Raw genomic sequence first — 11,827 nt, forward strand, 5'->3', positions numbered from 1 at the left:
CAAGTTAAACCCTTGCTTCCATTCGCTTTATAATAGTTTGTCCAGCCTGTTTCCGCTCGCGATCCAATATTTTTCGACCAGAACTCACCAACTGAGTCGTCCGACCTTCTCGTCGCGTTCGACACGACGCTTTCTTCCAGTATTTCTATCGACTTAGATCTGATTACCCCTGTTCCAAATAGGATCAGGTGGTAGCCAGCGAACGAACAAGCTGGAAAGGGAAGCGCGTAGAGTATCCAGAAACGGGTAGCCCCTTGGATATTGCTGACTGCATCACCGCTGAATAGCACTATGAAGAGCGCAAATGCAGCAGTGAAGTAAGTCGTAGCCGCGATCCAGATATTCACGATGATTCCTTGCAGCGAAGACCCTGAACTCCGCTCCGCTGCGTACAACACTGCGACAGTAACAGAATCTAACTCTGCCTGCACACCCGAGCCGTTTACTCCATCTTGAGCTTCTCTTGACGATTCATTTGGATCCCTCGAACTTCTATTAGAATCTCCGTCATCAGACTGGGAGGACCCATCTCCCTGGGCCTGGTCTGAGCGGTCGGGATTCCGAGGATCATCGCGAGGCATCGAATGCCCTCCCCATCATGATTTTCGTGCCGCCGACCACGGATACAGCCCGCAAAGCCGACATTACTGACCTTGATATTATCCAGGAATGTGGCGGCGGCAGGATGGTTTTGGTGTGCGGTGCGCGTTTCTATGCCTGGCGATTCACCCGAGCAGGCCGGGCACATGTTCCACCTAGTCGACGTCGCGAACAGACCATCGATCCAGTGCGCGGACTGGGCGCAAGTCCAGATGCTCCGCACATAGGCGCAGTGTGAGATCGACTGAGCCGGAGGGCTTCACCGGGTTAGGGTCGCGCCTATCGAACATCCGCCCGATGGCGCAGATCGTGCTCAGCATGCATCGGGAGAGCGGGATCGCCACCATGGGCCGCGGACCTAGCGATGCACAGCAAACCGCTGCGGGGGCTTGAGGCCAGAAGGCACGCAGTTAGGCGGCGACGCCGGACTCGCGGTCGGTCAGCGCTCAAAGCTGAAGTGGTGCGCTACTGATCCGGTCTCCGGAGGTTCCGTACGATAGATCATGGAACGTAGACGGTACCGATCTCGCATCTGCCATCGAGCATGACCGATCGAACACGTCGGGCACGTCGCCATCCTGCTCGGCGAACGGCTCGGCCGTGAGCGGCCATTTCGAGCCAGGACGATCTTTCTCGTCTCGACGAGTGCCGCCCATGCTGTCGGAAGGCCAGCCGCGCAGCCCCGCTCGATAGGCCGTCCTACGCAACTCCGGCCCACAGCGCCCCGCTTGGCGCGGACCAGCGACTCGGCGAGAACGGAACGCCCGCAGGCGCATTCGAGGGCGCCGCACGCATTGGAGCCGCCAGCCTGTTGCCGGTGGCGTGGTCGTGGGAACCGCTCGCATACATGTCCAGATCGCTGGAATCCGGAACATTCGCAACGCCCACGGTCGACGGCTTTGTCATGCTGAATGCGGTAGCCGTGCACAGGGGGCTGGTCACGATGCGAGTCAAGGTGCTATCCGATCACGTCGGCGAGCAGTTGCAGCTTTCCGAGCAGCGACTAGGCGAAGCGGCGGCGAACCAGGCTGCGTGGCAAAGTTATTACGCGCAGGCGCAGACCGAGTGGGCGATCGCCAAACGCGCGAAAACCCCTCTGGAAGCGGATACTGGCCGTCCCCACCGAGGCCGAGCAAGCCGCGCAAGAACACGTCGGCCGGGCCGCTCAGCAGGTGGCGTGGGCGGACAATGACGCGCAGCAGGCGCTCGGCCGGAGGCAGCAGCACGGATCCGGTGCGTACGGTGAGGCCCTACTGGCCTGGAGCCTGTCGTCCCTGTCCGACGAGTGGGTCATGCTGCGTGGCTACCGGAACCGGCGCGGGGAGACCGACAGCGTGCTGATCGGACCCGACGGAGTCTGGGCCGTCGAGGTCAAGCGCCGCCGAGTTCTGCTGCACGCGGTCGGCGACCAGTGGTGGTACCAGAAGCTCAGCGCGAGCGGGAACGTGTACGAATCCGAATGGGCCGTCGACGGCGGCGGACGCAGCTGGCCTCAGCAGGTCGGACAGGTCGCGCGCGACCTGGAGACATGGCTGACTCGACAAGGGCATCGGATCGCAGTCCGCACAGCGGTCATGCTCATGCACGAGCACGCCCAACTCGTCGAAGTCGCGAACCCCGCAGTCGATTTCGTCGGCACCGACCCCTGCCTGCTCCTGCATACGATCCGGTATCTCTCCTCGCCACTTACTCCGGGCGACAGCGCCGAGGTCGTTCGGCTGGTCGAACGCGACCATCGCTTCCACGCTGATCGCCGACGACGATGAACTACGGACTCGCCTTCGGGGCTGGCCGGTGAGCAGCCTGGCCTCGGGCCAACGCGCAGGCCGGACCTGCTCCGACGTTGTGTCCCTCGGACCCTCCCCAACGCTCGTCTCACTGTTCCGTCCGCATGTCACAAGTGACGGTGGCTGTCTCGTCTCGTGTTCCGAAGACAGGTTCTCGGAAGAACGCACCACACCACAGACAGAGGTACCGACCATGAGCGAACACACCACGCACCGGAGGGTGGCGCTGGTTACCGGGGCGAACAAGGGGATCGGGCGGGCGGCGGCCGAGCAGCTCGCCGAGCTGGGCACGACTGTGTTGATAGGTGCGAGGGATTCGCGGCGTGGTGAGGAGGCTGTCGCGGCGCTGCGCGGGTCGGGCGGCGACGTGCATGCGGTCACCCTGGACGTCACCGGCCCGGACACCATCGAGCAGGCGGCGAAGCGAATCAAGGAGCGTTTCGGCCATCTCAACGTGCTGGTCAACAACGCGGGCGTCACCGGCTCCGGACAGGTCTCGCCGCAGGACGCCTACGATCAGGTTCCGAGCTCCGTGGATCTGGACATGGTCCGAACGGTGTTCGAGACCAACGTCTTCGGGGTGATCGCGGTGACCAATGCCATGCTGCCGCTACTGCGGCGGTCACCGGCGCCGCGCGTCGTCAACGTCAGCAGCCACGCCGCGTCGCTGACCATCACCAGCGACCCGGACGGCCCGCTGGCGGGTCTGCTGGCGTCGGCCGCGTACACGCCGTCCAAGGCCGCGTTGAACGCGGTGACCGTGCAGTACCCCAACGAGCTGCGCGAGGACGGCATCCTCGTCAACGCGGTCACCCCCGGCTACGTCGACACCGACAACAACAACCACACCGGGGCCTTCACTCCAGCACCGGGCGCCGCGATTCTGGTGCGGCTGGCCACGCTCGGCGCGGACGGGCCGACCGGCGGGTTCTTCAGCGCGGACGGTCCGGTGCCGTGGTGACCAAGGAGTTCGAAGGGCTGCGGCCGTTGTTGTTCTCGATCGCCTACCGGATCCTCGGCAGCGTGAGCGAGGCCGAGGACGCGGTGCAGGGACGTGGCTGCGCTACGAGGCAACGCCGACCCGGCCCACGTCGGCGAAGGCGTTCCTGTCGGCCGTCGTGACTCGGATCTCCATCGACGTGCTGCGTTCGGCGCGCGTGCGGCGGGAGTCCTATGTGGGGCCGTGGTTCCCTGAGCCGTTCCTCGCCGGCCCGTACCAGGATCCGGAGCGGTCGGCGGAACTGGCCGGATCGCTGTCGATGGCGGCGTTGCTGCTGCTCGAGCGGCTCAGCCCGCTCGAACGAGCGGTCTTCGTGCTGCGCGAGGTGTTCAGGTTCGAGTTCGGCGAGATCGCCTCAGCCGTGGGGCGTTCGGAACCGGCGTGCCGCCAGCTAGCGGTGCGGGCACGCCGCCACATGGACGCGGGCAGGCCCCGGTTCGAGGCCGACCGCCGCGAGCGCGCGGAATTCGCCGAACGGTTCTTCGACGCCTTCCGGGAGGGGGACGTCGACGGGCTGCGGGAGCTGCTGGCTGCCGGCGATGGGCAAGGGCATCTGCAGTCCGGTCTACATCGACGATCTCGTCGACGGCATCCTGCTCCCCGTCGCGTCGCCGCCCGCTGCCGGGAAGGTGTTCACGCTCACCGACGGTGTCGGTGTCACCTGTACGGAGTTCTTCGGCCACTACTACACGATGCTCGGCATGCCCCCGAAAGCCCGTCACAGCTGGTCGGAGCATGCGATGCCGACGAAAGCCACAGCGCGCCAACGCCGTCCGACACAGCAACGCGCCCTCGATACCCGACAGCTCATACTCGATACGTCGGCGAACCTCTTCGGACAACGCGGCATCGTCAACACCTCGACCAACCGCATCGTCGCCGAAACGGGAATAAGCATCGGCACCGTCTACCGCCACTTCCCCGACCGCACCGTCATCGCCCACGAGCACGCGCCGACCGACCGAACCCCGATGTCGGGACCACTCGGTCTTTGACTCCGGGGTCGCACCCCGCGTCAGGCACCCGATCGGCCAGATCGCGGCGGTCGATGGCGGGGGCGGCGGCCTGCTACCGCATCGCGGGGCCCCACGATCGAATCCTAGCTGATATCGTTGATATCAGGAGGTAGGCGACATGACGGATATCTTGATTCGGGATGTCCCCGAGCCCGCTATCGAGGAGATCGATCGGCGTGCGCGGGAGATGGGCGTCTCCAGAAGCGAACTGCTCCGACGATGGCTCAGCAGAGACTTTCGACCAGCCGTCCCGGTCACGACCGACGACCTCAACCGCTTCGGGGAACTTGCACAGGATCTGAACAACCCTGAGGTCATGGGCCGCGCATGGTCGTGACCGGCCGCCCCTGGCTGATCGACAAGTCCGCCCTGGTCCGGCTCGGCGAGTCCCAGGATGCCCGCGAGTGGGCAAGGCGAATCGAGCGAGGTCTGATTCGGATTTCAACGGTCACCTTGCTGGAGACCGGCTACTCCGCGCGGTCCGCGCCCGATCTCGCAGCACTTCTCGATCGCCCGCCGCTGGCACGGATGCCGATTGAGTACCTGACCCCAACAGCGGAAGACCGGGCCGTAGAGGTGCTTCGAATGCTCGCGGACCAGGGGCAACACCGCGCACCATCGATTCCCGACCTACTGGTAGCAGCGATCGCGGAGCAAGCACGACTCGTCGTCCTTCACGTGGACAAGGACTTCGATCTCATCGCAGAGGTCACCGGCCAACGGACGGAACGACTCCGTTTCGAGGCGCACTGAACCGGTGCCCAGGAGGCGCAGTTGGCTGTAGGTCAGTCCGTCGGCGAGGAAGTCCCTTCGCCCGACACCGGCAACAACGGCTCGATCGCTCTCCACTGCTACTCGGTGGACTCGCTCCTACGAACCACAACCAGCAGTCAAACCAGACCACAACAACAACTCCGACGATCTGCTCGATCACCTGTGAGGACACCGCCTAGCGGGTTTCGCAGTCGCAGTGTCCGCGGAGCATACGTCGTTGTCCAGGCTTGCCCACGATACTCGTCCGCACCAGATCTACGTATGGCCAGCAGTTTGGCGACGGCGCCGGACTCGTGGTCGGTCAGCGTTCGAGGCTGAATTGGTGTGCTATTTATCCGGTCTCCCAGTCGGCCAGATCCGGCGGCCGGCGGCGAGGGCGGCGGCCTGGTACGGGGGTAGCGCCTCGTCCTCGGCGACCACCTCGACCAACGCCGTGTCCAGCTCCAAGGCGTCCTGAAGGCGGGACACATCCGCTCCCGCGGCGTATTCGACGACGTAAACCACCGCTTCGGGCGACTGGAGCCTGCGCGCCTTCACGATCCGGCGCAGGGCGGGGTGGCGCGTCGCGCGCGTAAGCAGGTCGCGCTCGCCGTGCGAGCCGTCTGGATCGGTCGGGACGAACCGCAGTTCGCCGCAGTGCGGCTCGGTGTTCAGATCGATGCCGTAGTAGTGGACCTGCGTTTCCAGCGAGCGCTCCAGGTCATCCAGTTCGCGGGCGGCCAGCAGAGAACGCAGGGTGGTCAGGCCGTCGTCCGGGAGGCGTCCGGCCAGGCGGCGCAACAGGTTCACGAGAACGGTCACGTCGTTCAACAGCGGGTCACCGGCTGGGTCCGATCGACGGGTTCATTCGCTTTCAGCCGACCGTCAGCATAGCCGAGGTCTCTGACGTGACCATCGTTCGCAAGACCGGATCGACACGATCGCATCGTGGTGGCAACCGTGGAAATCAGGAAGTGGACGTATGGCGGAACTCGTGATTCGGGATGTGCCCAGCCTGCGATCGAGGAGATCGATTGGCGTGCACGGGAGATGGGCATCGCCAGGAGCGAGTTGCTCCGGCGGTGGCTCAGCAGGGGATTCGTCGGGCTTTCTCTCACGACCGACGACTTCGACCGCTTCGGCGAACTTGCGCAGGATCTGAAGAATTGTGAGGTGATGGGCCGCGCATGGTCGGGACCGCTGCCCCCCGGCGGATCGAGAAGTCCGCTCTGGTGCCGCTCGGCCAGTCCCCCGATGCCCGCGAGTGGCAGGTCTGATTCGGATTTCGACGGTCACCGGTCAACCAACAGAGCGACTCCGTGTCGAGGCGCACTCAACTGGGGGCGAGTACGGACTATCGGGGCGAGTCGAGGAGTTCGGCCAGGCGGGCGGTGTCGCGGAGGTAGCGGTCGTAGGGGAAGCCGGCGGCGAGGAGTGCCTTGCGTAGTTCGTCGTAGAGGGGTTTGCCGGTGGTATGGAAGGCGGTGCGGCCGGCTTCGGTGAGGGTGACCAGGCGACGGCGGGCGTGGTCGGGGTCGGGGGTGATTTCGACCAGGCCGGCGTCTTCGAGGGGGCGCAGGGCTCGGCTGATCGCGGGGTCGGAGACCGAGAGTGCTTGTGCGAGTTGGTGTTGGGTGGCGGGCTGGATCTCTTCCAAGGTGCCCAGGAGGCGCATTTGGCTGTAGGTCAGGCCGTCGGAGTTGTCGGCGCGTCGCCGGGTCGCTTCGCCGAGCAGGAACACCACTCGATGCAGTAGGTCCGCGAGTCCATCGTCCACGTGTCGAGCATAGCCGAGTCTTGTCCGGTTAAGACTTGGCATCATCCCACGCTGGCGACGGTGCGCTCCCGGGCGGACAGCCGTTGCGAGTAGCCGGCGAGGGCGATCATGACCGCGGGGAAGAGCAGGTCGCAGACCAGGACTCCGCCGGTGTTGCCGGGGGCGTGGTCGCCGTGGGCGAACCATTGGTAGACGTGGCCGATCAGTGCGCCCCATAGGAACATGCCCGCACCGAGACCGATGGTGATGCGTTCGCGGTCGGTGGCCGAGGGGGACGCGGCGCGGAACGCCATGATCGCGAGTCCGAGGTTGGCGCAAGCGATTTCGAACTCGAAAGGCGTGCGGGCGAAGCCGATCGCGGTGGACATCGCGTCGGGGGCGGCGAGGAACATGAACGTCATCCACAAGCTGCCGAAGCCGAGGGCGGCGACCGCCCACCAGCGCTGCCAGGTGTCCAGCGCGGCGCGACGGGAGAGACTGCGGCGGGTTCGGATGAATGCTCCGGCGACCGCCGTCAGCGGCCAGATGAGCGGGAAGGCGGACTGTGCGAGGTAGGACGGTGTGCTCATAACCCGAGTCTTGCATGGTTAATATTAACCATGCAAGACTGAGTTCGAGAGAGGCGGGCCACATCAGGGATTGCAGATGACACCGCAGGTCACCAACCGGTCCCCGGCGGTGCGCGCGAACCGCGAGGTTCGGGTTCAGGCGTGATCGAGCCGCCCGGATCTGAGTGCGCCGACGAAGGCATCCCAGCCGAAGGAATCGAAGAGCAGCGCCGGGCCGGTCGGGTCCTTCGAGTCTCGTACCCCGACACGCTCGGCAGCCGGACCGATGAATGCGACCTCCACGCACTCTTGGCCGCCTCCGGAGTAGGTCGACTTGAACCAGCTCGCGACGGATAGGTCAGTATTCACTGTCGAATCTCCTTGCGGTCTCGCGCAATAAGGAACGGCTAGGCTGGACCGGCAGTGCGGCCGCGCCGAGGGTCCGATGAGCCTTGCGATACCGGTCTATATCGGCAACCTCTTCGAAGTACATTCCACCCGTGTAGTTTTCAGCGAAAACCACAGTGGGTTCGGTATCTCCCCGGGTGGTGGGCGTGAAGTCGAGAATCACGAATGGTGACATTCCGACGCCCAGTGGGAGCCCGGCGTGGAACGGCAACACACGCACGCTGACATTGTCTGCCGTTCCGATATCCGCCAGCCGACGCAGTTGGGCGGCCATGATCTTCGGCGAACCGACGACGGTGCGAAGTACATTCTCGTGCAGGATAACGTCGGCGAGGGCGGGACTTCGCTTACGCCCGAGAATGGCCTGGCGGCGGGTGCGCAGTTCGATGCGACGGTCGCTCTCGGCGTCGTTGTCGTCGGGGAAATACACCCGGTCCATGGCGCGAGCGTATTCCGCTGTCTGCAACAGCCCGGGCACTACCAGCGGCTGATAGAAGGACAATCGCGCGGCCCCCGCCTCCAAACCGAGGTAGGTGTTGAATCCTGCCGCGATCAGATCGGTGAACGAATACCACCATGATCGTGTACTGGCCTGGGTGGCAAGAGTCTTCAGCACGCCGGTCTGCTCGTCCGGCAGCCCATAGATCTGGCAGAGACCCTCGATCTCTCGGACCCGCACACGTTCGGCCTGCCCCTTCTCCAGCCGCCCCAGTGTGGATTTGCCCCATTCCATGAGCTTCGCGGCCTGCTCGAGAGTCAGACCCATGCCCTCGCGAGCCTCACGCAATGCCCGCCCGAGCTGACGGCGCGGGAGGGTCGATCCAGCGCCATGGTCTTCAGACACGTCCGGCCCCCTCGGTCCATTCCGGCCCAGCTCCGTTCCCATTCTGGGAAATAGCGTAAGACCGTCCCAGGCCGGGCGGAGCAGTTTCGCCCCACATTGTCGACGCCCACGACTTCGACTCCGCCCGTCGGCATCCGAGATGACCCTGAGGTCCCACACACCGACAGCCAACTTCCGAAATGAGGCCGAAATGTCCTGGGACGCGTGGGCTCTGCTGGCGATCCTGGCGCTGTGCGGCGGCGTCATCGTCTGGTCGTACTGGGGCTTCTACCGTGACAGTCATCCGAGGCGGCCCGACTCGTTCCGACTCCCGCTCACCGGAGGCGGCCACGTCACAGTTCCCGTGGCGAGCGGCCGCCCTGGTGGTCGACATCGCGCCCGGCCCCACGCGCTGTCGGCCACCGGCATGCGCCACCCGATCGGGGGATGCCGGATACCCCGGGGCGTCCGCGAGGATGCCTAGAAACCCTGCGCCACAGTTTCGTACGGCCGCAGCAAGGATCAGCCCGGACCGTCCGGCGCGAACGGACGCCGAACCCGCGAGGGGATGTTCATGGAGATCGACGCGCTGGCAGCCGCCATCGACGAGCGGGAACTCATCGAGTTCACACGACAGCTGGTACGGACGCACACACCGTTCGAGGAAGGCCGGGGGGAACGGGCGGTGGCTGATCTGCTGCTCGCCAGGATGCGGGAATGGGACTGGAGTGCCGCGCTTTTCGAAGCGGAGGGGCGTCCGAATATCGTGGCGACGGTGGACGGGGGCGGTGGGGCGGGGCCGATGCTGGCCTTCGAAGGACATATGGATGTGGTGGCGGAGGGGGATGTCGGGCAGTGGAGCGTCGATCCCTTCGGCGGCGAGATCCGGGACGGGAGGCTGTACGGGCGGGGTGCCGCGGATATGAAATCCGGTGTCGCGGCGATGCTGTACGCGGTGCGGGCGCTGCAACTGTCCGGGCCCTTTCCCGGCCGGGTGCGCCTGCTGCTGCTCGCCGACGAGGAGGGGATGATGACGGGCGCGAAAGCCGCTGTGGCGCAGGGTTTCGTTCGCGACGTCGACGGAGTGATCTGCGGTGAGCCCGAGGGGGACGAGGTGTGTCCGGTGTCGAAGGGCGCGATGCGGCTCAGGGTGGATTTCACCGGGGTGATGAGCCACGGGGCGATGCCGTGGCAGGGACGGAATACCCTGCCCGCGCTGGCCCGCGCGGTGCTCGGGCTACAGGATCTCGAATGCCGCCTGGTGCGGGAGGTGGGCAGCCGACCGCCGCTGGGCGCTCCGTCCATCACGCCCACGGTGGCGCGGGCGGGGACCGCCGACCAGATCAACACGATTCCCGGCGCCAGTTCGCTGTTCCTCGATATCCGCACGGTGCCCGGCGTCGATCACGAGGTGCTGTTGAAACGCGTCGACCGATGCGTCGACACGGCGGCGCGGGGGTGTGGGATCGGATCGGCCGTCACCGTGATCGACGATCGCCCCTGGGTCGCAACCGATCCGGACGGCCCGCTGGTCACCGCCCTGATCGCCGGACACGAGATCGTCAACGGCGTCCGGCCCCGCCTCGGTGGCGTGCCCGGCACCACCGACGGCACCATTCTCACCGCACACGGCGGGATTCCGAGTGTGGTGTACGGGCCGGGGGGCAAGTGGATCGCGCATATGGCCGACGAGTGGGTGGCCGTCCGCGACCTGAAGCGGTATGCGCTGACCTATGCGGTCGCGGCACGGCTGTTCCTGACCGGCGGATCAGGTGGGAGCGACCGCGGCGCGCCCGTCTGGTAGCGCCGGCGGCAACGGTTCCTCGCCGTACGGGCCGAAAGTTCTTCCATCCCTTCGGATATTGCGTTCGATCAGGCGCAGGACCGGGGTGGACAGGAAGGTGGTGACGATCGCCATCAGGGCGAGGATCGTGTACAGCTCGCCGGTGATGAGGCCCGCGCTCAGGCCGATATTGAGCAGGATCAGTTCCATCAGCCCGCGCGCGTTGGCCAGCGCGCCCATGGCCGCCGCTTCCCGCCACCCCATGCCCTGCCACCGCGCGGCCAGCCCGACGGCCCCGAACTTCCCGGCGAACGACACCACCAGGACCAGGGCGGCCATCAGCAGCACCTCGGGGGCGAAGATCAGGCCGAGTTCGGTGTTCAGCCCGGAGTAGATGAAGAAGCCGGGCAGCAGCAGGTAGGACACCAGCGGTTCCAGCCGTTCACGCACGCGGTCCAGCAGTTCGCCGCGCGGCATCACCGCCCCGGCGACGAACGCGCCGAACACCGAGTAGATGCCGACCCAGTCGGTGAACCAGGCCGCCAGCAGCACCACGATCAGGATGACCGACAGCTGCGCGATCGGCAGTCCGCCCACCTGTGGAGCGCTGTCACGTGGGGTCCAGGCGTTCAGTCTCGCCAGCCAGCGCCGTGCCACGTACACCATGAACAGCAGATAGCCCAGCGCCCCGATCGCGGTGATCAGCGCGCCGCTCATCTCGTCCTTGGTGGTGGCGACCACGGTGGCGAGCAGCACCCACGCGCACGCGTCGTCCACGGCAGCGCACGACAGCGACATGGTGCCGAGCCGGGTGTGCAGCAGTCCGGAATCGTGCACGATCCACGCCAGCATGGGAAACGCCGTGATCGCGACGGCGGAGGCCACGAACAGCGCACCCTGCCACCCGGCGGCCCGCTCGGTGAAGTAGCCGCCCTGCCCGACCAGCCACCAGCCGACCAGCCCGCCCAGCAGCAGCGGTACCGCCACGCCCGCGGCCGACGTCGCCCCGGCCTGACGCAGATGTGCGCCGAGGATGTCCAGTTTGAAGGACGCTCCCACCAGGAACATGTAGAGCACCAGCCCGAGCTGGCCGACCACGTAGATGGCGACCAGGTTCGGGTGGGTGATCGAACTACCGTCCAGGGTGGCCGGAAACAGCCAGTGCTGCGCCGACGGCCAGAGCCAGCCCAGCACGGACGGCCCGAGCACGAATCCGGCGACCATGATCGCGACCACCTGCACCTGTCCGAGCCGCCGGAACACGTGCCAGAGCAGGCGATAGGTCACCAGGATCACGGCCACCTGCAGGAAGAAGTGGGTGGCTATCTGCAG

Annotated in this window: 14 protein-coding genes and 1 pseudogene; 8 read left to right on the top strand and 7 right to left on the bottom strand. The window is 65.9% G+C overall.

What is annotated here, in order from left to right; all coding sequences use genetic code 11:
- On the bottom strand, nucleotides 1-347 hold a 347-nt coding region (locus tag QK444_RS22515), incomplete at its 3' end, for a hypothetical protein (RefSeq protein ID WP_282783396.1).
- Between the two features lie 1,425 nt (nucleotides 348-1,772).
- Here QK444_RS22515 and QK444_RS22520 point away from each other — a divergent pair.
- From QK444_RS22520 to QK444_RS22545, 6 genes and pseudogenes are all read left to right on the top strand, one after another.
- Nucleotides 1,773-2,366: a nuclease-related domain-containing protein gene (locus QK444_RS22520; RefSeq protein ID WP_282783398.1), complete on the top strand. Its 594-nt coding sequence runs from the start codon at nucleotides 1,773-1,775 to the stop codon at nucleotides 2,364-2,366.
- 214 nt (nucleotides 2,367-2,580) lie between these two features.
- Entirely contained in the window at nucleotides 2,581-3,348 is a 768-nt protein-coding gene (locus QK444_RS22525) for an SDR family oxidoreductase (protein WP_282783400.1), read from the top strand.
- 298 nt (nucleotides 3,349-3,646) lie between these two features.
- Nucleotides 3,647-3,745, top strand: a pseudogene (locus tag QK444_RS22530) (sigma factor-like helix-turn-helix DNA-binding protein); the annotation flags it as partial.
- 181 nt (nucleotides 3,746-3,926) lie between these two features.
- Nucleotides 3,927-4,382, top strand: a complete 456-nt coding sequence (locus QK444_RS22535) for a TetR/AcrR family transcriptional regulator (protein WP_282783402.1) — start codon at nucleotides 3,927-3,929, stop codon at nucleotides 4,380-4,382.
- 139 nt (nucleotides 4,383-4,521) lie between these two features.
- Nucleotides 4,522-4,740 (top strand): CopG family transcriptional regulator, encoded by a 219-nt coding sequence (locus QK444_RS22540; protein WP_282783404.1) that lies wholly within the window; start codon nucleotides 4,522-4,524, stop codon nucleotides 4,738-4,740.
- Nucleotides 4,731-5,156: a PIN domain nuclease gene (locus tag QK444_RS22545; protein ID WP_282783406.1), complete on the top strand. Its 426-nt coding sequence runs from the start codon at nucleotides 4,731-4,733 to the stop codon at nucleotides 5,154-5,156. Before QK444_RS22540 ends, QK444_RS22545 begins: the two co-directional genes overlap by 10 nt.
- A gap of 348 nt (nucleotides 5,157-5,504) precedes the next feature.
- Here the strand turns inward: QK444_RS22545 and QK444_RS22550 are convergent, their stop codons facing one another.
- From QK444_RS22550 to QK444_RS22570, 5 genes are all read right to left on the bottom strand, one after another.
- Nucleotides 5,505-5,987 (bottom strand): hypothetical protein, encoded by a 483-nt coding sequence (locus tag QK444_RS22550; protein ID WP_282783407.1) that lies wholly within the window; start codon nucleotides 5,985-5,987, stop codon nucleotides 5,505-5,507.
- 523 nt (nucleotides 5,988-6,510) lie between these two features.
- On the bottom strand, nucleotides 6,511-6,933 hold the full coding sequence (locus QK444_RS22555; RefSeq protein WP_282783409.1) for a MarR family transcriptional regulator: 423 nt from the start codon (nucleotides 6,931-6,933) through the stop codon (nucleotides 6,511-6,513).
- 41 nt (nucleotides 6,934-6,974) lie between these two features.
- Nucleotides 6,975-7,502, bottom strand: coding sequence for a DUF6790 family protein (locus QK444_RS22560; RefSeq protein ID WP_282783411.1), 528 nt, complete (start codon nucleotides 7,500-7,502; stop codon nucleotides 6,975-6,977).
- A gap of 135 nt (nucleotides 7,503-7,637) precedes the next feature.
- Complete coding sequence (locus QK444_RS22565; RefSeq protein ID WP_282783413.1) at nucleotides 7,638-7,850, bottom strand: DUF397 domain-containing protein; 213 nt, start codon at nucleotides 7,848-7,850, stop codon at nucleotides 7,638-7,640.
- Nucleotides 7,840-8,775, bottom strand: a complete 936-nt coding sequence (locus QK444_RS22570) for a helix-turn-helix transcriptional regulator (RefSeq protein ID WP_282783415.1) — start codon at nucleotides 8,773-8,775, stop codon at nucleotides 7,840-7,842. Before QK444_RS22570 ends, QK444_RS22565 begins: the two co-directional genes overlap by 11 nt.
- Before the next feature lie 148 nt (nucleotides 8,776-8,923).
- On the opposite strand from QK444_RS22570, the gene QK444_RS22575 reads away from it, so the two are divergent.
- Nucleotides 8,924-9,196 (top strand): hypothetical protein, encoded by a 273-nt coding sequence (locus QK444_RS22575; protein ID WP_282783417.1) that lies wholly within the window; start codon nucleotides 8,924-8,926, stop codon nucleotides 9,194-9,196.
- A 90-nt stretch (nucleotides 9,197-9,286) separates the two neighbouring features.
- The gene (locus QK444_RS22580; RefSeq protein ID WP_282783419.1) at nucleotides 9,287-10,516 is read left to right on the top strand and encodes a M20 family metallopeptidase; all 1,230 of its coding nucleotides are present in this window, start codon (nucleotides 9,287-9,289) and stop codon (nucleotides 10,514-10,516) included.
- On the opposite strand, the gene QK444_RS22585 is transcribed toward QK444_RS22580, so the two are convergent.
- Nucleotides 10,481-11,827, bottom strand: a 1,347-nt coding sequence (locus QK444_RS22585; protein WP_282783421.1) for a cation:proton antiporter, incomplete at its 5' end; no start/stop codon positions are given. The genes QK444_RS22580 and QK444_RS22585 overlap by 36 nt on opposite strands.

Origin of the sequence: Nocardia sp. CC201C (assembly GCF_030010695.1) — a bacterium.
Lineage (GTDB): Bacteria > Actinomycetota > Actinomycetes > Mycobacteriales > Mycobacteriaceae > Nocardia > Nocardia otitidiscaviarum.

What these genes read in the sequence shown, in the direction of transcription:
- QK444_RS22525 (WP_282783400.1), top strand. Translation starts at nt 2,581, where the DNA reads ATGAGCGAACACACCACGCACCGGAGGGTGGCGCTGGTTACCGGGGCG.
- QK444_RS22535 (WP_282783402.1), top strand. Translation starts at nt 3,927, where the DNA reads ATGGGCAAGGGCATCTGCAGTCCGGTCTACATCGACGATCTCGTCGAC.
- QK444_RS22540 (WP_282783404.1), top strand. Translation starts at nt 4,522, where the DNA reads ATGACGGATATCTTGATTCGGGATGTCCCCGAGCCCGCTATCGAGGAG.
- QK444_RS22545 (WP_282783406.1), top strand. Translation starts at nt 4,731, where the DNA reads ATGGTCGTGACCGGCCGCCCCTGGCTGATCGACAAGTCCGCCCTGGTC.
- QK444_RS22560 (WP_282783411.1), bottom strand. Translation starts at nt 7,502, where the DNA reads ATGAGCACACCGTCCTACCTCGCACAGTCCGCCTTCCCGCTCATCTGG.
- QK444_RS22570 (WP_282783415.1), bottom strand. Translation starts at nt 8,775, where the DNA reads ATGGGAACGGAGCTGGGCCGGAATGGACCGAGGGGGCCGGACGTGTCT.
- QK444_RS22575 (WP_282783417.1), top strand. Translation starts at nt 8,924, where the DNA reads ATGTCCTGGGACGCGTGGGCTCTGCTGGCGATCCTGGCGCTGTGCGGC.
- QK444_RS22580 (WP_282783419.1), top strand. Translation starts at nt 9,287, where the DNA reads ATGGAGATCGACGCGCTGGCAGCCGCCATCGACGAGCGGGAACTCATC.